The organism is Agromyces ramosus, assembly GCF_030817175.1.
Taxonomy (GTDB): domain Bacteria; phylum Actinomycetota; class Actinomycetes; order Actinomycetales; family Microbacteriaceae; genus Agromyces; species Agromyces ramosus_A.
Genome location: NZ_JAUSYY010000001.1, coordinates 2,587,651 through 2,608,896, shown reverse-complemented (window position 1 = coordinate 2,608,896; position 21,246 = coordinate 2,587,651). Strand labels below are relative to the sequence as shown.

At 66.4% G+C, this 21,246-nt stretch carries 26 protein-coding genes; 17 read left to right on the top strand and 9 right to left on the bottom strand.

The window, feature by feature from the left end; translation table 11 throughout:
* Positions 1–23: 23 nt before the first annotated feature.
* Positions 24–959: a LysR family transcriptional regulator gene (locus QFZ26_RS12245; RefSeq protein ID WP_307042469.1), complete on the bottom strand. Its 936-nt coding sequence runs from the start codon at positions 957–959 to the stop codon at positions 24–26.
* Positions 960–1,035: 76 nt separating this feature from the next.
* Here QFZ26_RS12245 and QFZ26_RS12240 point away from each other — a divergent pair, with 76 nt between their 5' ends.
* The 6 genes from QFZ26_RS12240 to QFZ26_RS12215 all read left to right on the top strand — a co-directional run bounded on the left by QFZ26_RS12240 (position 1,036) and on the right by QFZ26_RS12215 (position 6,219).
* Positions 1,036–2,778: an L-aspartate oxidase gene (locus QFZ26_RS12240; RefSeq protein WP_373460718.1), complete on the top strand. Its 1,743-nt coding sequence runs from the start codon at positions 1,036–1,038 to the stop codon at positions 2,776–2,778.
* A gap of 29 nt (positions 2,779–2,807) precedes the next feature.
* The gene (locus tag QFZ26_RS12235) at positions 2,808–3,215 is read left to right on the top strand and encodes a VOC family protein (protein ID WP_307042466.1); all 408 of its coding nucleotides are present in this window, start codon (positions 2,808–2,810) and stop codon (positions 3,213–3,215) included.
* Between the two features lie 34 nt (positions 3,216–3,249).
* Entirely contained in the window at positions 3,250–3,636 is a 387-nt protein-coding gene (locus tag QFZ26_RS12230) for a pyridoxamine 5'-phosphate oxidase family protein (protein WP_307042464.1), read from the top strand.
* Between the two features lie 122 nt (positions 3,637–3,758).
* Positions 3,759–4,700, top strand: a complete 942-nt coding sequence (locus QFZ26_RS12225; protein WP_307042463.1) for a hypothetical protein — start codon at positions 3,759–3,761, stop codon at positions 4,698–4,700.
* Between the two features lie 522 nt (positions 4,701–5,222).
* Positions 5,223–5,696: a GNAT family N-acetyltransferase gene (locus tag QFZ26_RS12220; RefSeq protein ID WP_307042461.1), complete on the top strand. Its 474-nt coding sequence runs from the start codon at positions 5,223–5,225 to the stop codon at positions 5,694–5,696.
* Between the two features lie 136 nt (positions 5,697–5,832).
* Positions 5,833–6,219, top strand: a complete 387-nt coding sequence (locus tag QFZ26_RS12215; RefSeq protein WP_307042459.1) for a hypothetical protein — start codon at positions 5,833–5,835, stop codon at positions 6,217–6,219.
* Positions 6,220–6,228: 9 nt separating this feature from the next.
* On the opposite strand, the gene QFZ26_RS12210 is transcribed toward QFZ26_RS12215, so the two are convergent.
* The gene (locus QFZ26_RS12210; RefSeq protein ID WP_307042458.1) at positions 6,229–6,975 is read right to left on the bottom strand and encodes a formylglycine-generating enzyme family protein; all 747 of its coding nucleotides are present in this window, start codon (positions 6,973–6,975) and stop codon (positions 6,229–6,231) included.
* Between the two features lie 55 nt (positions 6,976–7,030).
* Between QFZ26_RS12210 and QFZ26_RS12205 the strand changes: the two genes are divergently transcribed.
* Together QFZ26_RS12205 and QFZ26_RS12200 are read left to right on the top strand one after the other, a co-directional pair.
* The gene (locus QFZ26_RS12205) at positions 7,031–7,987 is read left to right on the top strand and encodes a methyltransferase family protein (RefSeq protein ID WP_307042456.1); all 957 of its coding nucleotides are present in this window, start codon (positions 7,031–7,033) and stop codon (positions 7,985–7,987) included.
* Between the two features lie 161 nt (positions 7,988–8,148).
* Complete coding sequence (locus QFZ26_RS12200) at positions 8,149–11,079, top strand: hypothetical protein (RefSeq protein ID WP_307042454.1); 2,931 nt, start codon at positions 8,149–8,151, stop codon at positions 11,077–11,079.
* Here QFZ26_RS12200 and QFZ26_RS12195 read toward each other — a convergent pair.
* Positions 11,076–11,222, bottom strand: a complete 147-nt coding sequence (locus tag QFZ26_RS12195; protein ID WP_307042452.1) for a hypothetical protein — start codon at positions 11,220–11,222, stop codon at positions 11,076–11,078. The genes QFZ26_RS12200 and QFZ26_RS12195 overlap by 4 nt on opposite strands.
* A gap of 27 nt (positions 11,223–11,249) precedes the next feature.
* Between QFZ26_RS12195 and QFZ26_RS12190 the strand changes: the two genes are divergently transcribed.
* The gene (locus QFZ26_RS12190; RefSeq protein ID WP_307042450.1) at positions 11,250–11,696 is read left to right on the top strand and encodes a hypothetical protein; all 447 of its coding nucleotides are present in this window, start codon (positions 11,250–11,252) and stop codon (positions 11,694–11,696) included.
* Between the two features lie 503 nt (positions 11,697–12,199).
* Here the strand turns inward: QFZ26_RS12190 and QFZ26_RS12185 are convergent.
* The 3 genes from QFZ26_RS12185 to QFZ26_RS12175 all read right to left on the bottom strand — a co-directional run bounded on the left by QFZ26_RS12185 (position 12,200) and on the right by QFZ26_RS12175 (position 13,853).
* Positions 12,200–12,865, bottom strand: coding sequence for a hypothetical protein (locus QFZ26_RS12185; protein ID WP_307042448.1), 666 nt, complete (start codon positions 12,863–12,865; stop codon positions 12,200–12,202).
* A gap of 84 nt (positions 12,866–12,949) precedes the next feature.
* On the bottom strand, positions 12,950–13,246 hold the full coding sequence (locus QFZ26_RS12180; RefSeq protein ID WP_307042447.1) for a hypothetical protein: 297 nt from the start codon (positions 13,244–13,246) through the stop codon (positions 12,950–12,952).
* A 76-nt stretch (positions 13,247–13,322) separates the two neighbouring features.
* Positions 13,323–13,853 carry a GNAT family N-acetyltransferase gene (locus QFZ26_RS12175; RefSeq protein ID WP_307042445.1) on the bottom strand — a complete coding sequence of 177 codons (531 nt, stop codon included), beginning with the start codon at positions 13,851–13,853 and terminating at the stop codon, positions 13,323–13,325.
* Between the two features lie 55 nt (positions 13,854–13,908).
* Between QFZ26_RS12175 and QFZ26_RS12170 the strand changes: the two genes are divergently transcribed.
* The 3 genes from QFZ26_RS12170 (at position 13,909) to QFZ26_RS12160 (ending at position 15,881) form a co-directional block, all read left to right on the top strand.
* Complete coding sequence (locus QFZ26_RS12170; protein ID WP_307042443.1) at positions 13,909–14,640, top strand: NYN domain-containing protein; 732 nt, start codon at positions 13,909–13,911, stop codon at positions 14,638–14,640.
* 82 nt (positions 14,641–14,722) lie between these two features.
* A complete protein-coding gene (locus QFZ26_RS12165) occupies positions 14,723–15,529 on the top strand; it encodes a hypothetical protein (RefSeq protein WP_307042442.1) in 807 nt (268 codons plus the stop codon).
* Between the two features lie 196 nt (positions 15,530–15,725).
* Positions 15,726–15,881: a hypothetical protein gene (locus tag QFZ26_RS12160; RefSeq protein ID WP_307042440.1), complete on the top strand. Its 156-nt coding sequence runs from the start codon at positions 15,726–15,728 to the stop codon at positions 15,879–15,881.
* Positions 15,882–15,984: 103 nt separating this feature from the next.
* Here QFZ26_RS12160 and QFZ26_RS12155 read toward each other — a convergent pair whose 3' ends face one another.
* Both QFZ26_RS12155 and QFZ26_RS12150 read right to left on the bottom strand, forming a co-directional pair.
* On the bottom strand, positions 15,985–16,356 hold the full coding sequence (locus QFZ26_RS12155; RefSeq protein WP_307042438.1) for a hypothetical protein: 372 nt from the start codon (positions 16,354–16,356) through the stop codon (positions 15,985–15,987).
* Positions 16,357–16,874: 518 nt separating this feature from the next.
* Positions 16,875–17,111 carry a hypothetical protein gene (locus QFZ26_RS12150; RefSeq protein ID WP_307042437.1) on the bottom strand — a complete coding sequence of 79 codons (237 nt, stop codon included), beginning with the start codon at positions 17,109–17,111 and terminating at the stop codon, positions 16,875–16,877.
* Positions 17,112–17,485: 374 nt separating this feature from the next.
* Here QFZ26_RS12150 and QFZ26_RS12145 point away from each other — a divergent pair, with 374 nt between their 5' ends.
* Positions 17,486–18,091 carry a wax ester/triacylglycerol synthase domain-containing protein gene (locus tag QFZ26_RS12145; protein WP_307042435.1) on the top strand — a complete coding sequence of 202 codons (606 nt, stop codon included), beginning with the start codon at positions 17,486–17,488 and terminating at the stop codon, positions 18,089–18,091.
* A gap of 29 nt (positions 18,092–18,120) precedes the next feature.
* Positions 18,121–18,765 carry a WS/DGAT domain-containing protein gene (locus tag QFZ26_RS12140; RefSeq protein WP_307042433.1) on the top strand — a complete coding sequence of 215 codons (645 nt, stop codon included), beginning with the start codon at positions 18,121–18,123 and terminating at the stop codon, positions 18,763–18,765.
* Between the two features lie 2 nt (positions 18,766–18,767).
* Here QFZ26_RS12140 and QFZ26_RS12135 read toward each other — a convergent pair whose 3' ends face one another.
* On the bottom strand, positions 18,768–19,265 hold the full coding sequence (locus QFZ26_RS12135; RefSeq protein ID WP_307042430.1) for a flavodoxin family protein: 498 nt from the start codon (positions 19,263–19,265) through the stop codon (positions 18,768–18,770).
* Positions 19,266–19,835: 570 nt separating this feature from the next.
* Between QFZ26_RS12135 and QFZ26_RS12130 the strand changes: the two genes are divergently transcribed.
* From QFZ26_RS12130 to QFZ26_RS12120, 3 genes are all read left to right on the top strand, one after another.
* Positions 19,836–20,240 (top strand): hypothetical protein, encoded by a 405-nt coding sequence (locus QFZ26_RS12130; RefSeq protein ID WP_307042428.1) that lies wholly within the window; start codon positions 19,836–19,838, stop codon positions 20,238–20,240.
* Between the two features lie 82 nt (positions 20,241–20,322).
* A complete protein-coding gene (locus QFZ26_RS12125) occupies positions 20,323–20,925 on the top strand; it encodes a hypothetical protein (RefSeq protein WP_307042426.1) in 603 nt (200 codons plus the stop codon).
* A gap of 146 nt (positions 20,926–21,071) precedes the next feature.
* On the top strand, positions 21,072–21,236 hold the full coding sequence (locus QFZ26_RS12120; RefSeq protein WP_307042425.1) for a hypothetical protein: 165 nt from the start codon (positions 21,072–21,074) through the stop codon (positions 21,234–21,236).
* Positions 21,237–21,246: the final 10 nt, after the last annotated feature.

The following is a 21,246-nucleotide window of genomic DNA, read 5'->3' as shown; positions in this document are numbered from 1 at the left end:
CGTCGCGACGGCTCGTCGGCGCGTCATGCGCTCGCTTCAGCGAGCCGCATGGTCTCCCCGGCCCTGGCCGCGAACGCCGTGGCGCTCGCCGTGATGGTGCGCTGCATGACCTCGACCGCTGCGGTCGGCGCGACATCCGCAGGGCTGGCGACGCTGATCGTCCGGTCGAGCGTCGGCCCTTCGAGCCGCACCGATCGCAGCCCGGGGCGGTCGATGAGCACCATCGCGGGCACGATCGCGACGCCGAGCCCGCGCTCCACGAACCGCAGGACCGCATCCATCTCGGCGCCCTCGAGCACGACCTCGGGCGTGAGCCCGGCGGCATCGAACGCAGCATCAGTCGTGCTGCGCAGGTCGTAGCTCGAGCTGAAGACGATCTGCGGCAGCCCCGCGACATCCGCGAGCCCGATGCTCTCGCCGGTGGTGACCGGCGGTGCGGCGGCCGACGAGACCACCACGAGCTCTTCGACGAGCAGCGGGGTCACGGTGAATCGGTCAGCGGAGGTCGCATCCGACGTGGTGATCAGGGCGAGATCGAGCTCGCCGCTCGCGAGCTCGTCGAGCAGCCGACGGGAGCCCTGCTCCGAGAGGTGCAGTTCGATGGCCGGATGCTCCGCGTGGAACGCGCTGAGCACCTCGGCGACGAGGCTGATGCACAGGGTTGGGGTGGCGCCGAGCCGCACGCGGCCTCGCTCGAGGCCGGCGAGCTCGGCGAGTTCGCGTCGCACCGACTCTGCATCGGCGAGCATGCGGCGCGCGAGCGGCAGCAGTGATTCGCCCGCGACCGTCAGCGTGCTGCCGCCGCGGGCTCGGTGTAACAGCTCGGCGCCGAGGTCGTGCTCGAGCGCGGCGATCTGGCGGCTCAGCGAGGGTTGCGCGAGGTAGAGCTCTTCGGCGGCCCGAGTGAAGTTGCCGAACCGGGCCACCTCGACGAAGCTCCGCAGTTGCTCGAGGTTCATATCGATAGCCTACGCGCATCGTTACGACGAAATATATGCATTGGAGTAATCGGATGCGGCTGCCTAGCGTTGAAGCATGAGCACCTTGAGCACCTCCGAACGCCAGATCTCCACCACCGTTCTCGTCATCGGCACCGGCGGATCAGGACTGCGCGCCGCCATCGAGCTCGCCGAGGCGGGTGTCGACGTGCTCGCCCTCGGCAAGCGCCCGAAGTCCGACGCCCACACCTCCCTCGCCGCCGGGGGCATCAACGCCGCGCTGTCGACCATGGATCCCGACGACAGCTGGCAGCAGCACGCCGCCGACACGCTGAAGGAGAGCTACCTGCTCGCCAACCCGCACACGGTCGAGATCGTCACCTCGGGCGCGGCCCGCGGCATCGAAGACCTCGAGCGCTATGGCATGCCCTTCGCCCGCGAAGACGACGGCCGCATCTCACAGCGCTTCTTCGGCGCCCACACGTATCGCCGCACGGCCTTCGCGGGCGACTACACCGGGCTCGAGATCCAGCGCACGCTCATCAACCGGGCGGCGCAGCTGAACGTGCCGATCCTCGACACGGTGTACGTCACGCGCATCCTCGTGAACGACGACGGCGCGGTGTTCGGCGCCTACGGCTTCGACCTCGAAGACGGCACGCGCTACCTCATCCACGCCGACGCGGTCATCCTCGCCGCCGGCGGCCACAACCGCATCTGGCGGCGCACCTCGTCGCGCCGCGACGAGAACACGGGCGACTCGTGGCGGCTCGCCGTCGAGGCCGGCGGGCGGGTGCGCGATCCCGAGCTCGTGCAGTTCCACCCGTCGGGCATCATCGAGCCCGAGAGCGCGGCCGGCACCCTGATCAGCGAGGCGGCACGCGGTGAGGGCGGCATCCTCACCAATGGCCTCGGCGAGCGCTTCATGCACAAGTACGACCCCGAGCGGCTCGAGCTCTCCACGCGCGACCGCGTGGCCCTCGCCTGCTACACCGAGATCAAGGAGGGGCGCGGCACCCCCAATGGCGGTGTCTGGCTGGATGTCTCGCACCTGCCCCGCGAGACGATCATGACGCGCCTCCCCCGCGTCTACCAGACCATGCTCGAACTGCAGATGCTGGACATCACGAAGTCGCCGATCGAGATCGCGCCCACCGCGCACTACTCGATGGGCGGCGTGTGGGTGCGACCCGACGACCACGGCACGGATGTCCCGGGCCTCTACGCCATCGGCGAGGCATCCTCTGGCCTCCACGGCGCCAATCGCCTCGGCGGCAACTCGCTCATCGAGCTGCTCGTCTTCGGGCGCATCGTGGGGCAGGCCGCGGCGTCGTACTCGGCCTCGCTCGCGGCGCAGACGCGGTCGGCCGCCGCCGTGCGGACCGCGCGCGACGAGATCGCGTCGTTGCTGGCTTCGGATGGTGCCGAGAACGTGCGCGCCCTGCAGCGCGCGATCCGCGACACCATGACCGAGCACGCCGGCGTGGTGCGCGACGAAGACGGCCTCCTCGCCGGCCTCGCCGAGCTCGACGCGATCGAGGCGCGCATCGCCGACATCGGCGTGCACCCCGACATCGCCGGCTACCACGACCTGGCCCACGCCTTCGATCTCAAGTCGGCCGCGCTGGCGGCTCGCGCGACCCTCGAGGCGGCGCTCGAACGGCGCGAGACCCGCGGATGCCACAACCGCAGCGACTACCCAGAGCTCGACGAGTCGCTGCAGGTGAACCTGGTCTGGTCGCCCTCAACGGGCGTGACCCGCGAGGAGATCCTGCCCATCCCGGCCGAGATCGCCGCGCTCATGCGCGACGTATCGGTGGCGGGCAAGCTCGTCGAGTAGCTCAGTCGAGTAGCTCCTAGGATGTTCGGATGTCTCTCTTCGACCATCTGGGTATCACCGTCGATGACCTGCCTCGCTCGATCGCACAGTTCGACCCGGTCATGCAGGCGCTCGGCTGCACGCGGCAAGATGCTGACAACGGAGTGTCCTGGTACAAGGGCGAAGAGGAGCTCATCCTCTTCCCCGCCCGAGAGGCTGGCACCGGCCCGCACCGGCACGGCCGGGTCGGTTGGCAGCACCTCGCCTTCGCCGTCGATTCACGCGCGGAGGTCGATCGCCTGCACGCGATCGCGGTCGACGCAGGCTGGACGCCGGTGCGCGATCCGAAGACCTTCCCGCGGTTCAACGAGCGCTACTACGCGTGTTTCCTCGAAGACGACAACGGCATCCGCATCGAGTTCATGCATAACCCGCCCCGCGAGTCGCCCGCAGACTGAGCTCACGGTTGCCCGCCTGCACGAAAGAAGCGATGTGCTGACCGACCTCGCACGAGAGTTCCTCTCGGAGTACCACCTTGCCACGCTCTCGACCCTCGACGGCCGTGGGCGCATCCACTCGGTGCCGGTCGGCATCACTTACCTCGACGGGATCGTCCGCGTGATCGGCAGCCGCGGCTCGCAGAAGTTCGTCAACGCCGAGCGCAGCGGCCGTGCCACCGTCAACACCGTCGACGGCCGGCGCTGGATCAGCTTTGAAGGCCCCGCCCGCGTTCGCACCGATGAAGAGTCGGTCGCCCTCGCCGTTGCGCTCTACGCCGCCCGCTACCGGCAGCCGCGCCCGAATCCGAACCGGGTCGTACTCGAGATCACCGTCGAGCGAGTGCTCGGCTCGGCCGGGATGCGCGTCAGCGACGGCTGACACCGGCGTGTTCGACGGCCCGGCAACCATGAAGCGGGTTGAAGGGAATCGCGGCTCCGGATGCACCGGGGCATCCGGCCCTGCGGGCACTTCGCCGTGACGTCATCTGAGAGAGTATGTGGGTGTCCAACCCGACGTCGTTCCCGCCGCCAGAGGCGCCGCCCACTCCGCCCGCCCCGGTGACCCCGGTCGGATCGACGCTGAACTCGCCGCCGCCTCCGTACCCTCCGCTGACCGGAGCCCCGGCCTCCCGGCCCACGTCCCGGACGAATGGACTGGGAATCGCGTCGATTGCGCTCGGTGGGGTCGCGCTCGTCCTCGCGTTGATTCCGATCCTGAACGTGCTCGGAGCGCTGGCCGCGCTCGTCGGCGTCGTGCTGGGTGTCATCGGCCTGCTCCAGCGCGGCAAGCCCAAACTCACCGCAATCATCGGTGTGCCTGTCTCGGTCGTATCGCTCGCACTGTCGGTACTCCTGGTGGTCCTGTATGCGGTGGCCTTCACCGGGTGGGTCGACACCGTCGAAGACGACGGCGCGTCGTACCTCATCACCGAGGAGGAGCCGGTCGTGTTCGAGCCCGACTCGTCGGAGCCCGCCGACGCCGGCCTGGGGCTGAGCCCCGACAATCCAGCTCCGTTCGGCTCGACCGTGCATTTTCGCAGTGCTCCCGACGACTTCCTCGGTTATGGATGGGACGTGACCCTCGGGTCTCCGACCCTCGATGCGACCGCCGAGGTGGCGGCCGGGTACCCGTACTCCGACCTCGAGCCGGGCGAACAGTACGCGTCCGTGCCGGTCACCGTGACCAACATGGGCTCCCTGCGAGCGACACCCGCCGTGCAGCTCAAGTTCGAGTACGTCACGTCCGGTCTCCAGGTGGTCGAGAAGCGTTGGATCAACATGGAGGGAACCATCGAGACACTCGGTGGCGTCGACCCCGAGGCATCCGAAACCGGCAACGTCGTCATCGACATCCCGACTGCGGATGGCGACCGGGGCGTGTGGGGCGTGCGCTTCTACATGAACTCGCAGACCGTCTACTTCGGGGCGCCCACAGGTAACTGATGCGCTGCCGGCCAGCCGTCAGAGACCTCGGATACTACGCAGACGTGCGGAGCGTTCTGCCGCCGAGATCGCGGGCTCCCCGGCTGAACGAACGACCCTTCCGGACCTCGGATCCACCTCTGGAACAGAACGGGTGCCAGACCTCAGGGTGGTATAGCCGGCAGCGGTCTCGCGTCGCACCGCGCGGCCGACCAACCAAGCGAGGAGCCAACAAGCTCCGAAGGCGGCACCGGCCGCAGCCATGAGGTAAAGCCCGCCGGGATGTCCCCATGGCGTGTCGGGTATAGGCATGTGGATGCCGCGACCGTACGTCTCCTGGAAGGTCCGGTTCTCGAGCAGAGCCCCGAGCGCCAGTGACACCCCGACGATCGCGGTCGCAGTCACCGCGAAAATCCACGTGATCAACCGCGTGCGGGCACTCGGTCGAGCCGCGATCGCGAACTCGACGTCCCTCGAACTCAAGGCCATGTGGACTATTGTCCTGCCTCGTCAGCCCCACTCGCGGTCGGTATCGTTGCGCTCATGTCTGAGCATTCGACAGATCTTGAGCCTCGACGGGCCCGACCAGACGATGCCGAAACGCTGGCGCAGCTGCTGCACGACTTCAACACCGAGTTCGATACTCCGACGCCCGGCCCCGCGGTTCTTACGAAGCGCCTGCAATCGCTGCTCGCCGCGCCGAGCACGATCGCGTACCTGGTCGGCGAGCCCGCGGCCGGATTCGCGCTCGTGACGCTCCGAAGCAACGTCTGGTACGACGGACCCGTCGCCCTCCTCGATGAACTGTATGTCGTGCCCGATCGTCGGAGTCATGGCCTCGGCGCCGCGATCATCCACCGGCTGATCGCCGACGCCGAAGAGCAGGGCATCTCGGCGATCGAGATCAACGTCGACGCCGGAGATGTCGACGCGCAGCGCTTCTACGAGCGACACGGGTTCAGCGGCACGGACCATGACACCGGCGAACACGCGTACTACTACTCCCTCGAGCTGTAGGGCTGCGCCGCGCGCCGAGCCACCCCGAGCCTGGCGGGAAACCGCCCGCAGCCAGCCCCGATGTCACAGAATCGCCGCTCGTTCCGTCATATGTACAGGGCCCTATTCATTGGGGCCGTGGCTCGAAGGGAACAGCATGACCACGATCGATTGGATGCCCCGCCCTCCGCATCACCGCGCCGTGCACGCGTTCCGCCGCGCAGCTGAGAGCGGTGACGCCGAACGACTGGCCGCGATGCTGGATCCCGGCGTCGCCGTGGTCGTCGATGCGGGTGATCAGAGTCAGCCCAAGCTCGGAGTCGTGCGCGGGGCATCCGCCGCGATCGCATTGCTCCTGCACGGCATGGCCGCCAAGCCGGAACTCGTCATCGACGAGCGCTCAGTCAATGCACAGGCGGGCCTCATGCTCAGCCGAGGCGGTGAGACGATTGCCGCGATGACGGTCGACTTCACCCGAGGACTCATCAGCATGGTCTGGATCCGCTTGTGCCCGGTGAAGCTGCGCCATTGGAACGAGGTCTGACTCGCACCCTCAGCGGCGCGGCGTCCACCCGGGCGGAAGCGGGCCGTCGATTGCGGCCCGCTCCCGGTCGGCCTCCGCGGACCATCCCTGGGCGGCATCCGTCGCATCGAACCCGCCGCGCGCGACGCGGAACCCGACGTCTTCTTGGTGCATGCGCGGCGCACCGCCCCGCCGCGTCGAGGCCCTGACGCTCCAGGCATCGTCTGCGAACCCGCCCCCGCGGAACACTCGGTAGGCGTCGTAGCGGGCGGGATCGAGCAGGTCCCAGCACCACTCCCACACGTTCCCGAGGGTGTCGAACAGTCCGTTGAGGTTCGGCAGCTTTGCACCGACGTCTTGCGGGGTCGTCACCCCGTCGCCGCTCGTCCACGCGACCTCGGCGAGCGGCCCGTAGTGCGCGCCCGTCGACCCCGCGCGGCACGCGAACTCCCACTCCGCCTCGGTGGGCAGGCGGTACCCGTCGGCACCGACGTGCCACGTAACATCCTCGCCGTCGAAGGTGTAGACGGGGTCGAGTCCCTCCCACTCGGATGCCGCATTGCAGAACCTGATGGCCCGGAGCCAGCTCACCCCGGTCGCCGGTCGGCGCGGATGCGACGCGGTCTCTCCGAGCATCTCGGCCAGCTGCTCCTGTGTCACCGGGTAGACGCCGATCTCGAACGGCTCGAGGTCGACGCTCCACCGCACCTTGCGGCGCGCGTCGTGCAGCGTGACGGCGCCGGCCTCGATTCGTGCGAGCTCGATGTCGGCGGTCATCGGGGCAGTCTCGCACGAGTGCCCGGCCTCGGCGCCCCGGTGTTATCGTTCGGCCATGTGGAGTCGCCTGTACTTCGTCGCGCAGGCGCTCGCCGGCGGTGCCTGGTGGGTCGCGGTGTTCCTTTCACCCGCGGTGCGCGAGGCCACGCTCGGAAGCCTCGATCCGGTGATCGTCGCGATCTTCGACATCCCGTTGTTCGTCTGCGCTTCAGCAGTCGCCGCCCTCGGGTCGCGTGTCGCCGCCGTCATCGCCGCCGTTTGGACGTTCATCGTCACCGGTTGCTTGGCGGTGTACGCGACGGTGACGACCGAGGCGGGCTTGGGCGTGCTCCTGATGGCAGGCGCCGCGGCAGGGTCGGCGGTTGGGCTGTGCTTCGTCTTGCTCGGTCGGTTGCCGACTGAGTGGATCGTCTCTCGTGGGCCATTCGCGTTCCGTCCTGCCAACGCGCGGGCGTCCTCGTTCGCACACGTGGCGACCACCGCATTCCAGATCCTGATCTTCTGGGGCTTCTTCCTCGGTGTCGTGCCGCTGGTCCTGGCCTTCGTGGAGCAGCGCTGGGGACTGTCGATGCCGTTCCCGCCGATCGCCGGCCCCACCGGCTTCGTGGTGTTCCTCCTCGCGAGCGCGCTGGGGTTGTGGTCGGCGGCCGCCATGTCGACGAGGGGCGCTGGCACTCCGCTGCCGGCAGCGATGCCGAACCGGCTCGTGATCGCGGGCCCCTACCGCTTCGTGCGCAACCCGATGGCGATCGCCGGCTTCGTGCAGGGTGTCGCGGTCGGCCTCCTGCTCTCGTCGTGGCTGGTCGTCGCCTACTCGATCGCCGGCTCGCTCATGTGGAACTACGTCATCCGTCCGCTCGAGGAATCCGATCTCGAGGCACGCTTCGGCGATGAGTACCGTCGCTACCGGGACACGGTTCGGTGCTGGTGGCCGCGGCTCAGGGCGTTACCTGCGGGCCAAATCGGCGCCATGCATGATGCGGATGACGTCAAGGCGCCCGTCGTCTCCTGAAGCCCTTCACCCCGTGAGAGCCGCACCTCGCCTTCGGTGAGCACTTGTTCTCACGCGCGAAATGCGGGCGGCATAGGGCGGAAACCGCTTTCTGGTCTGGTGACGAACAGGGCCGCAGTCAGCCCTGACTCCCCCATCCGTTCGTGAACGAAGGACTCTCAATGAATGCACCAATCTCGCGCATCGCGTGGCGTCGCCGCGCCGCTGCGAGTCTCGCCGTGGGCATCACCACGGCGTTCCTGATCACGCCGGCGATCGCGCTCCCCGCGGCGGCGGCCCCGGTCGACGACGCGGTTATCGCCTCCGGTGACAACTGGACGGTCACCGACCTCGGCGGCGTCTACGAGGTCGAGGTCGAGCTCGACCGTCCCCTCGAGATGCGGTCGGATGCCCCGACCATCGAGGTCGATGGCGAGGCGGTCGGGTTCGCCCGGGAGTCGGCCGACGGCAAGAAGTTGACCGTGCTGACGAGCGACCCGATCGTCAACGACCCGGAGGAGGTCGAGCCTGGCTGGTTCGCCGAGGCCGGCACCACCGAGGAAGTCGTCGCCGACGTGCCCGCGATCGAGACGGCTCCCACTGAGACGTCGGCGCTCAGCGCCGACCCCGCAGTGCACGGCGACTACGCGTACACCGAGTCGATCTACCGCTTCGGCGACCAGGCGATCGACCTCGCGGGCATCGGCGGCATCCGAGGAGAGGTCGAAGGCAAGATCTACCTCCCCTCGACCGGTGGCGCGCGTCCCCTCGTCGTGCTGCTGCACGGACGTCACACCTCGTGCGCGGGCTCCCCCGCCAACCCGCTTCGGTGGCCGTGCTCGTCGAGCCAGGTCTCGATCCCGAGCTACGCGGGCTACGACGGCACTGCCGAGTCGCTCGCGAGCAACGGGTACGCCGTCGTCTCGATCTCGGCGAACGCAGTGAACTCGAACGACAACCAGCTCGCGCTCGACTTCGGCGCACGTGCCCGCGGCCAGCTGATCCTCGACACGCTCGACCTGCTCCGGAAGGCCAACGCGGGCGAGTCGGTGGTGCTGCACGACGCCGCCACTGGCGTAGACGTGACGCTCGCCGACGCCCTCACGGGCAACGAGGGTACTGAGGCAGCTCGCATCGATCCCGCGGTCGTGGAGCTCACCCCCAGCGACCTGGTGGGGCGTTTCGACTTCTCGCGCATCGGCCTCATGGGGCACTCACGCGGTGGCGAGGGGGTCACCTCGGCCGCGACGCTCAACCAAGCTCTTCCCGACCCGTTCGCCATCGTCTCGACCCTGCCGCTCGCGCCCGTGGACTTCGGACGCATGACGGTGCCCAACGTGCCGAACCTCGTCATCCTGCCGTACTGCGACGGGGATGTCTCGAATCAGCAGGGCCAGCACATGAACGACGATGCGCGCTATGCGTTCGGCGACGACGTGCTGCGCTCGGACGTGTGGGTCATGGGCGCGAACCACAACTTCTTCAACACGGTCTGGACGCCGGGTCTCTACTCCTTCAACGTGAGCGACGACTGGTCGGGCACCAGCACCACCTCCGCCCGTGCGGTCGACAGCGTCTGCGGTACCGCCGGGGCGGCGGTCGATACCACGATCCGCGTGTCGCCGTCGGTGCAGTACGACGTCGGCACCTCGCTGATGACCGGTTGGTTCCGGGCGACCGTGGGTGGCGAGGAGCAGTTCCTGGCACCCTTCGACGGCTCGGGCGCGAAGACAGCCACCACCGCCGATGTCGACGTGCGCACCGTCGCGACCCAGCCGGATTCGGCTCGAGCCGACCTCGAGACCTTCGAGGGACCGGCGACGACGGCCCGCACCTACGGGAGCGCCTCCCTGTCGGTGTGCGCCAGCATGGCAGGACGGCTCGTGCCTCAAGAGCTCCCCGCATGTTCGACGCTCGCGTCGGCGCAGGTGCCGCACTGGACGAACGTCCGGTTCGCCGGTGACGTCCCGGCCACGCCGGTCGCCCGCATGAAGTGGTCGGATGCCTCAGGCGAGGTTCGCGTGCCGGTGCCCGCCGCGCAACGGGATGCCTCGGAGTACACGAACCTCTCGTTCCGCACGGCGGCCGACGAGTCGGTCCCGTACGGAGGCGGCACCGACCTGAAGATCTCGGTCATCGACGGAGCGGGTGCGACCTTCACCGCGCTGGCCTCGGAGCTGAACGCGGCTGCGCTGCTGCGCCTACCGCAGAGCACGCAGAATTCGACGACGCTGGGCAAGATCGTGCTGCAGAAGGTGAGCGTCCCGCTCGCGGACCTTGCCGCTGCGGGGCTCAACATCACCGACGTGCGTGAGGTGCGGTTGGCGGGCGCCGCTGGCGTCTCGGGCACCGCCGACGGAGCAGCATACGTGTCGGACCTGTCGTTCGACCGGCCCTCGCTCGGGCAGGCGACACCGCAGACGATGGTGGCGGTCGACACGGCGACCACGTACGTCGAGGAGCGCGTCGGCCCGAACGAGGTGCAGGTTCCGGTCGTGCTCTCCGCGCCGGCGACGACGGCTTCCGACGTGTATGTGTCGGTGCTGGGTTCCACCGCGACCACCTCCAAGGTCGGGGTGGTCGCGCAGAAGGTGACCTTCGCCCCGGGTGAGGTCTGCAAGGCCGTGACCGTTCCCACCTACGGCGACACGACCGCCGCGACCGCCGCCTCGACGGTGTACACGGTCGCGGTGACCAACACCCGAGGGGTGGTAATGGGAGACGACGCGTTCGCACAGGTGGTCGTCCGCGAGGACGACGGTGTCATCGGCGCAACCGAGCTTCCGCTCGTGGGTGTCGCCAACGACGCCTGCGCCGAGGTGGCCGCTCGTGCGAAGGGCGCTTCACTGTCCATTCCCAACAAGCCCGTGGCTCCTGGCGCACCGGTCACCATCACCGGCAAGGGATTCCGAACCGGCGAATCCGTCGCCGTCACGGCCGGCGCCACCGTACTCGGCAACGCCGTCACGGCCGCCGACGGGTCGGTGAAGCTCAGCTTCGTCATCCCTGCAGGTACCCCGCACGGTGATCTGACGGTCGCCGCCGCGGGCGCTGGTTCCTCGATCACGGCCGACGGCACGATCAAGATCAAGAAGGTGGTCACCAAGAACTAACTCTCAACGATCACGGACGGCCCAAGATTGGGGCGCTCGCCCGAAGGGGCGGCGCCCCAATCGCCTTCGACGTCGTCCAGACCTAGACTCCACATCATGTCGCCGACCGTCATGATCATCGCCGGGATCATCCAGATCTGCATCGCTGGGCACTGTCGTCTCGGAGAACCGTGAAACTTGTCATTGTCGCCGTCGCCGCATCTGCTGTCGTCATCTCACTGACTGGCTGCACAAGCGGCACAGCCGATAGGTGCGCTCAAGTCGCCGAATCAACCTACAAGTACACGAAACTGCTGGATCAAGCGACGGTCACCGCAGACCGCGTTCGTGCCGAGCTACCGAAATTGGAGTCTGCCGCTGACGAGCTCCGCAGCTCCGTAGACGCAGCTGGTGGAGAAGAGCAGGAGGCTTTCTCAGAGCTTCAGTCCGCCATGACGACCTACAACGCAACGCTGCAGGAGACGCTCGATTGGCTTGACACTGATCCATCTTCCGAGGCCGTGGAGCGCCTCACTGCTGAAACCCTTGACCGTAGGGCGGAACTAGTCGAGGCCATCGCCGGCTATGAGCATGTGTGTTCGACGACGCTCGACCAGAGCCGCTTGAAATTGCAGTAGTCGCGGTGGAGCCTCCATTCGAGAAAACTGCTGCATGTTCGGACCGGCTTTCGAGCGCCCGCAGGCGGACCGGCTATCGGGCACTTGACCAACCGCCAGATCGTGGCCGGCCATGTGAGCCCGCCAACTCGACGGTGCGCCGGCTGCTGACCTATTCCCAACCACGCGCCCCGTACGGCTGCTGTCGACTTCGGGAAAGTCGGTCGTGTACTCGCCCCAGCCCATGTGCTCGTAGTAGAGCGTCATAGCCGCAAAGTGACTGCGGGCCTCAACGGTCCAAATCCGCTCCGCTCTTGATGACAAGTTCGATCGCGCAGCGTCTCCGCGCAGGTCCGCTAGACAGTACGTCAGATACCCGCTCTCGACCGGTTCTGGGTCGTTCCAGAGCTCGTGTAACAAGTCTCTCCATGATGATGCCGCTCGACGGACTTGCCGGCAATGGGGTCGATCGCCCGCTCGGGAATCCACTATCGGGGCGCATGAGCTCGGTGCGTTGGCACGGATCACGAAGGTTCAAAGGCGGTCAACTCGTAGTCGAGCGCCCACGGATCGTCGGCCTTGGAGAGCTCACAAGTCCACTGGTAAGCCGCGCGCGATCCCACCTCGAGCGTCCCGTGGAACCGTCGGGTCGGGGCATCATGATCGCCTCTCACCGTTGCGCGGATGGGTCTGGCATGATCTGGCGGTGAGGCGACCGCTGCGGCGAGGTCGATGCATGGCAGCGAACTAGGAGAGTGGAGCGAATCGCCAAATTCGATCTCGATCGAGCCATGAGTCGGTGCCGAGCAGGCGTTCCCGCAGAGCGGAAGCTCCTGACCCGGTCGGGTGGTCATAAGTTGGGCGTGCATACTTCGACTCTCAGCGTCGATGGTCACTCGACACGACCAGGCGAGGTATTCATCATGGTCATTGACCAGGAGAGTCGTGCCAGTGATATCCCATGCGCCGTCCATCTGCGCGACGTCGATGTCGGTGACAACGACATACAGGGGGATTCCTGCGCTCGCTTGGTGCTCGGAGTTGGCGGAGAAATCGGCGCATGCCTGAACCTTCCCCCGGTCGCTCCCGCTGTACTCGACGAACGTGTCGCCACTCGCTGCCCAGTACGGAGAGCATCCCGCCAGGAGGACCACAATTGAAGCCGCGGGCAGCGGCCGACCGAACCGCATTCGATGCGATCTCCTAGTCCGCGCCGGGCCGACCCGCCTTTTCGTCATGAAACGATTCTGCCCGTCTACGCGGTAGCGATCCCTCTACGCCAAATGCCCGAGAGCCTTGAGCAGGTCGCCTAGCCACACAAGCTCGAACGTGACGGTGGAGCCGATGTCTTGGGTGCGCTGGAGGTTCGTCCACGATTCGGCGAGCTGCCCAATAGTTGGCGATGGCGGGTCGTTCGTCACATCGTAGATTTCAGGGAAGGGTAGCGAATAGAAGTAGTCCTCGTGCAGTGTCACGGACTCGCCTCTGCTCTGCTCCAGATGAGTGATCAATCGTTCGAATACCTCGCGGAGTTCCTGGGTGTCGATCTTCAGTCCGCTCCACGAATCCATGGTGCCAAAACTAGTGCTCGACAGCGCCCGATACCGTGGCGAACCTTGCCCGATGGTCGATCGTCTAAAGGACAGGTCAGAGAGGTTGCCGGTCCTCAGAACGGCCGAGTCGCATGACGACATCCGTGTAGTCCACACCTCCGGCGCGGTGCGCTCGCCCGGCGACGACCGACATTCCCTGCGCGAGGTAGAATCCGACACTGCTGTCACGCGACTCCGCCCACACCGTGGCGCCGCGCCGCTCACGGATGTGCTGCACAACCGCGTCGAAGAGCGCGGCGCCGATGCCGGTTCCCTGCACGGCCGGGTCGACGGCCATCTGCCGGATCCGCCACGCCGGAGGCTCGGCGTCGAAGGGCGGCTCGGCCGGCATCGCCGTCGCGACTCCTACCGCCTCACCGTCCGCGCCGAAAATGGCCAGATGGAACGCGCCGTCGACAGCATCGTCCGGCATCCGCAGGTCGAGGTCGACACGGTCGGAGCGCAGCACCCGCCGACGCAGCGGGAACGTCGCCTCCACGGTCACCTCGACCACCTCGAACGGGTCTGCCACGAAGGAAAACGTACCCCCTACCCGGGTCCCAGCAGTCAATGTCCTCACTTCCATTTGAGGATCCGTAGGCGGGCAGGAAGTGCTGGGCGCTGACTGCCATGCTTGTCGCATGTCGCAGCCGAACGACCTCCTTGCTGTCCTTGTCGACGCTGACAACGTGCCGCCTTCGAAGATCGGTGCTGTCCTCACGGAGATTGCGCGGTTCGGCACGGCCTCTGTGAAGCGGGTCTACGGGGATTGGACCAGGCCGAACTTGAGCAGTTGGAAGCCGGTCGCCAGCGAGCACGTGATTCAGCCGATGCAGCAGTTCGCCAATACGGTCGGAAAGAACGCGACCGACAGTGCCCTGATCATCGACGCCATGGATCTGCTCTACACGCGTCGCTTCCACGGGTTCTGCATCGTGTCATCCGACAGCGATTTCACCCGTCTCGCATCACGTATTCGGGAAGAAGGCGTCACGGTCTATGGGTTCGGAGAGAGGAAGACGCCCGAAGCCTTCCGTAATGCGTGCGACCGATTCACCTACCTCGACGTGCTCGACGAGGCAGCGGAGAGCACCTCTGCAGCGCCTACGCGCGTTCCGTCCCCGAAGCTACGCGGCGACACCAAGCTCGTCTCAGGGTTGCGGACGAGTGTCACCACCGCGTCGGGCGAGGACGGATGGGCGAACCTCTCGGCTGTGGGCGTGCTGATGCGGAAGCAACACCCCGATTTCGACTCACGAAACTGGGGGTACGCGAAACTCTCCGACCTGGTTCGAGCGACGGAACTCTTCCTCATCGAGCCCCTCCCCGCTGGCGGATTGCATGTGCATCACCGAAAGAAGAACGGCGATTGATCCCGCCGAACGCCGCCGATCAAGACATGGCATCGTTCGACATCGAGGAGGAATCGGTGCCGGCTGAGGAAGGGATGAGTATATGAGCGGCTATGCCTCGACCCACGACGAGCGAACCGCCGCCGCGGATTGTCTCAATGAGCTTGTCGCCGCGTGCCAGCAGATCCAGGTAGCCATTCGCGAGACGACGCCCGCCGGAGTGTTAGAGCGCGATCCTTCACGAAGGATCAACGCGGCGTCACGTCTTGTTGGCCTCCACCAGGGGGTCGCCACCGATCACTTGGCTGCCTTCACTGCACTGCTCGCGCTCCCCGGCTCGCACGGGCCAAGCCTCGCGACGCTCGATCGGAGTTTCTGCGAGACCTGGGCGCGGGCATGGTGGGTGATGGAGGCAACTAGTTCCACACGGGCCGAGTACCGCGCACGAGCGATGGTTGTTGCCGAACTAGAAGCTGGCGCGAAGCGTGGCATCGCGCTCCTTTCAACCGAACGGATCGGCGACGGCATCAAGCGGGCGAAGGGTGAACGAGACAGCATCAAGGTCATGTCGCCGGAGGGCGTCCCGACGCCCACGAACCTCGTGAAGAAGCTGCTGGAGGACTGCGGCGCGACTCCTGCAGCCGCCATCTACTCGCATCTTTCCGGTGTCGCGCACGGAGAATCGGTCTTCACGGAATCGCTAACTCAACGCCCTTGGACAGGCACAGATAGTGTTGTCGCCCTACCCAGCGACAACCTCAACAAGTACTGCACCACGCTCTGCAGTGTCACCCTGATCGCGACGGCCCAATTGATCCGGTCATGGGGATTATCGAAGTCTGACGGAGACGCCTTTATGCAGGCAGCGACCGGGGCGGTGCATCGCCTTGCGTCGGTACTGCGCGACTGAAGAGGCTCGGATTATTAGATGAGTTGAAACCCCCATCACGGATGCCCGGACGACCTCGCCTGATTACAAGTGGGGGTTCGCCTCCTCGAGCAGCTCGCTCCAGCGCCAAACTGGCTGCGATGAACCGATCAGGGATCCTCAAATGGAAGTGAGGACATTGACTGCTGGGACCCGGGTAGGGGGTACGTTTTCCTTCGTGGCAGACCCGCTCGAGGTCGTCGAGGTGACCGTGGAGGCGACGTTCCCGCTGCGTCGGCGGGTGCTGCGCTCCGACCGTGTCGACCTCGACCGCGGATGCAGGACGATGCTGTTGACGGCGCGTTCCATCTGGCCATTTCGGCGCGGACGGTGAGGCGGTAGGAGTCGCGAGTGCTGTCCGGCCACAACGAACTCGGCCGACAGTTCGCTCAGGAAGGTGTGTACGCCGAGTAGTGCATCAGCACCTGTGGCGGAGCCTAATTCTTGAGGCTGTCCTCGTAGGCGCCGAGCCAGGTGGTTGCGGTGACTCGGCGGGTATGCGCTGCGAATGACACCCGCACTACCCAGAACGCGGCGATGGTGACAGCGACTCCCCACCCCAGCCACAGCAACCAGAGCCACCCTGCCGGGACGCTCGGGCCGACAACCGCGGTGAGGAAAAGGGCGAGGGCTGCGAAGAACGTGCCGGCACCCGCTAACGGCACTTCGGCGCCGTTGACCGCGTGCGCTCGGAGTGTTCCCAGCACCGCGAGTCGAACGTCGGGCTTGCGCTTGGTCTCCTTGACGAAACGTTCGACCCGCTCAACGGTGAGGACATCATCCGGTCCGATCGGCAGGTGTCGAATCACCTCGGGCCGCGTCCCGTGCCTGACGTATGGGACGTGCTTCGATCGCGGTGGTTTCAGTCGTGCGGGTTGGGCCATACGGGAGATCCTGTCATCGACCACTTGCCGGTGTCATCGAATGCAGCCTGACCGCATTCGTGTCGCTAAGGGATCCTCAAGCGGTCTCGTCACTGGCCCGAGCTCGGCTTAGAACGACCTGTGGCACGGTCGTCTTGCAGATCGACGCCAGCTCCCGCTCGCCGTGCTCTATCTCGTATACGCATTCGCCACAGCCGCCGAAGTCATCCGCGTCCGCAAATGCACCGAGGTGCTCAATCCAAGGGTGACGGCAGCCGTCGCAGAGCTCCATCATCACGCGGGTTCGAGCTCCTCGAGCGTGCCGCTTGCTCCACGCATCGCGCCATCGCCGTGTCTCCATATCAAGAACCTATCGGCGCGACTGCAGTCGTCTGTCTCGGTAGTGGACGATCTATGGTGCAATTCAGGTCGCATCGGCTCGGGTGACCGATTGCGCACCCTGATCAGGGCGCGGCGGGCGGGCGTGTGTCGCCGCTGATGTCGTCGTCATGTGGCCCGCCGTCCGAGGCATCTGCGAGCAGCAATTCCGTCTGCACCCGACGATAGCGGGCCATGGCGGCTGAGGCCTTCGTCGCCGAAATGAGGAAAACGATCAGGCAGACGACCGCAGTGAGTAGCGCGAGTGCGAAGACCAGCCAGATCACGCCGTAGAAGGCGCCGAAGTTGAAGAGCTCGTACATCCGTCGAACATATCGTCCCCACGCGACTCGCACGGGTACAGGCGGATCGCTGATGCACCCGCAGAGGCGCGTCACCGAACCGCAAGCGGATCCGCTTGCGAACGCCCGCTGACGGACCGGCTGCCGGGCTAGAGCACTGGCGACCGGTCGACGCTGGCCACAAACGTTCAAAACCCCGAGTTTCGACCTCACTCGGCGCCCGGCGCCTGCGGCCACGGAATGAGGCCTTGGCGGCCCTCAGCCTGCGAGGTTATGACCACCTGGAACTGACGGGTCGAAAACGATCGTTTCTGACACGGTGCACAAATCTCGGTGGTGTGATCCGACCCCATCGATCCCTTCTCCCCAGCAGAGGGGATCGCTACCCTGTTGGCATGCGCCCGGCGACACAACGGCTCGCCGCGGTGGACGAGGCGAACATTGTCCTCGACCACGCCGGCCAGGTGAACGTGTTTCTCGTCGCCGGCCTCCTCTCCAACGGCGGCTTCGTCGGTCCCGATGGCACCCCCGATTTTGAGTTGCTGCGCTCGGCCCTTCGCGAGCGGATCGCCGAGCTGCCACCGCTCCGCAAAGTGCCGGTTGCTGCCGGTCGCCGGCACCGCTGGGATGAGGTGTCGCCGGACCTCGAACATCACGTCCGGCTCGTAGAGGCCGTCGACGGGCTCGCGGGCCTCGAGAGGTTGTGCGGGGAGCTGATGAGCGTGCCGCTGGGGCTCGATCGACCGCTCTGGGAGATCTTGATCGTGCCCGGTGCAAGCCCCGGGCAGGTCGGGGTCGTGCTGCGCATCCACCACGCGGTTGCGGACGGAATGGCTGCGGTCGCGATCTCGCAGCGGCTATTCGATCCCTCAGAACCGGGACTAACGCCAGCGTCTGTGTCTTCGTTCCACAGTCCCTGCCGGGCGCAGAGCAAAGGCCACGACGCGACTTGCGGCGCGTTCTCCGAAGGCTCGGCTTCGGCCTGCACCGCATCCGGATGACACTCACGGGCCGTGAGGTTGGGTCCACGGTGCTGCTCGGAGAGCGTAGTGCGCGCCGCGGGGTCGCCTTCGTTGACGTCGACCTCGCTGCGCTCGAGTCGCGGGTGCGGCCGCTCGGTGCCACCGTAAATGACGCGCTGCTCGCCTCCGTCGCTTCGGGGTACCGAGCGGCGCTACCGGCAGCCGGTGAGCAGATCCCGGCACAACTGCCGGTCTCAGTTCCGGTCGCCCTGCAGCGACGCGGAACATCAGGCAATCAGGTGGGGGTCATGCTGGTGCGGCTGCCGCTCGACGTGCCGGCGCCCGAAGATCGCCTGCGGCTGATCGCGGAGCAGACCCGAGCGGAGAAGACGCAGGCGCGGGGCCAGGGCACCCTCGAGTTCATGCGCGGCCCAATCGGGGCGCGCATCATGGACCGGGTTGCGCGGCGGCAGCATCTCGTCGGCGGGTTCGTCACCAATGTGCCGGGCCCGGCTGCCACAGTTCGCCTCGCGGGTGCCACAGTCGTAGCGATCTGGCCGGTTGCGGTATTAGCCGCGAACGTCCGGCTCGGCGTCGCGGCGGTCTCCTATGCCGGCCGGCTCTACTGCGGCGTCCACTACGACGCGGCGAACGTGCCTGGCGCCACCTTCGGGCGCGCCATGAGCGAAGAACTGGCGCGCCTCAGCGAGTGACCTCACGGCAGGAGGCCCGCGAGCTCTGTTCCCCAGCGTCGCGCGCGTTCAAGCTCACCGTCGGCAACCGGCCCCGAGTAGCCATACACGCCGAACGTCTCAGGTTTCGCGATCGGGCGGAACCCCAGGCCGACGAGCCGTTTCATCGCCTTCTTCGCGGCCGACCCCGGCAGCCGAGGACTAACAACTCGCGTGTCGAACGTCGCCACCCGCACATCGCGACCCGGCGACGGATGCGCCTCGATCCACTCGCGGATGCCACTGGCCGGGATGTGCACGGCACCCTGTTGGCGCGCCGATTCGCGAGTCTGTTCGGTGGACATCGAGAACGCGTGTGTCGGTCCACCGACCACGAGCAGGTCGACGTCGTCAGCCAGCGCGGCCGGGGCCGATGCCGCGTCGACCACATCCGTGCGTTCCCCACCGATCCCCGCCGCGACCTCGCGGGCGAGCTGCTCGGTGTTTCCCCAAATCGACTCGAAGACCACTACTGCGCGCATGACGACTCCTCGTAGGCGACTCAGCGTACGCCCCGTCAATGGCAGGCCGACATCCCGCTCGCACGATAGCTCCCGTGAGGAGGCTGCCCCGCACCCTGTCTTTGACCCCACGGGTGTGCGGTGTTGGGCGGGTGACCACTTCAGCGGAACCCATGAAGGCCCGCCAATCGAGGCTGCCTCGAGCCTGGTTCATCACCTCCGTCGTCGGCGCCACTCTCGGTGCAGTGGGGAGCGTCATCGGGCTCATCGGACCGGACCGCATCTACGGGCAGGAGACGCCTGACCTCTTCAATGCGGGCATTGCGCAGGACCTCGTCAACCTCTTCGTCGTGTCGCCGATGGTCGTGGTGCTCGCGGTCAGTGCGCGACGCGACTCGCTCAGGTCATGGTTCGCCCTACTCGGCTTCCTTGCCTTCACCGCCTACAACTACGCCATCTACTGCCTCTCCATTCAATTCGGGCCTCTGTTCCTCATGTGGGTGGCAGTTTCTGGGGCTGTCCATCTTCAGCCTGCTCGGCGGACTGGCCAGCGTGTACCGAGTCGTCGACAGCGGAACTGGCACTCGACGGGTGCTGTTCCCTGGCGGGTTCCTCATCGCTTCGGCCGTATTGTTCGCCGTGCTATGGCTGAGCGAGATCATCCCCGACCTCCTCGCCGGACGAGCTTCCACCTCCGCATCCACATGGGAGATCCCGACAAACCCTGTGCACGTGCTCGATCTGGCGATCTTCCTACCCGCGGTGTTCCTCAGCGGACTACTGCTCCTGCGCCGCCGCCCGCTCGGATCAGCCACAGCTCCGGGCGCACTCATCTTCCTCGGACTGACGGCCTTGCCGATAATGTTCATTCCATTCGCAGCAGCGGCCCGCCAACAGGAACCCGTTTGGACAATCCTGATACCGATGAGCATCGTCGTCGCTGGTGCCGCAGTCGGCCTTTGGCTACTGCTGACTCCACCGCGATCGCACCGCTGAAACCTACTAAACCCCTGTTGCACGTCACGTTAGAAACGCTCGTTATCGGCAATCCTCGACGGGCCCGTGGAATGCTGAGCGCATGGATCTAGAACAACTCGCGGAGCTCCCGCTTTCTGACCAGTGGACGTTCGTGCGCGGCAGGATCGCTGAGGCGTCCGTCGAGCTGGATGCCGCTCTGCGCGGTTTGCATGCTCAGCTACGGGGTCTAGACACGCGCGAGGCTCTTCTGTCGGCTTCGCAGAACTGGACGATCGTTGCCGATCAATGCCGGACGATGATCGCCTGCGCACCTGTACCTAATGCTGCGATTCACTCGGCGATTGGAGCGGCGGTGGACAGCGCCGCCGCAGCGTATGACGAGCGCAACCGTTACATGCATGACCTCCTCGCTGCCGACGTCGCCGACGAATTAATCCCCGACCCGAATCGCATCAAGCAGACCAATGACTACTACCTGCTGCGCCTTACGCAGAAGGCGGGCGTTCCGGCGGTCACACTCGTCACACTAGGCAGAGCCATCGAGGTCGTGCTGACGCTCTCGGCTGAGACATGGCGACTACGGGCGGCGCGCGGATACCTGGCAGGACAGACCACCTGGCGGTCGTTGCTACTGGGCGACGTTGAGGGCGGGTGGAACGGTACGGTCACCTGGACGTATGGCGGCGCTGAATCCGACGCGTGATCCTCCTTCGTGTGGCACCACCGAAAACGATCGTTTACGACAGCGGCCGCGTGGCCGCCTTACCGCGTCCAAATGCCCGCGTTACACCCGGTCCCGATGTCACAGCGCCTATCGCGGCACCCTGAGAGAAGCGCTGCCGTGTCTTCATGGGCACCCCGGTGATCTGGCCCGCGCTGGTGGTGATGGCGGTGGCGATCGTCGGCTTGATGATGGTTCCTTCAGCCGAGCAGAGGACACGCCGCACGAGCAACTCGCGCACCACAGAACAAAGGCTGAGCGAGGCACCAGGGGCCGAAAACCTTCGCTTCTGACACAGCTCAC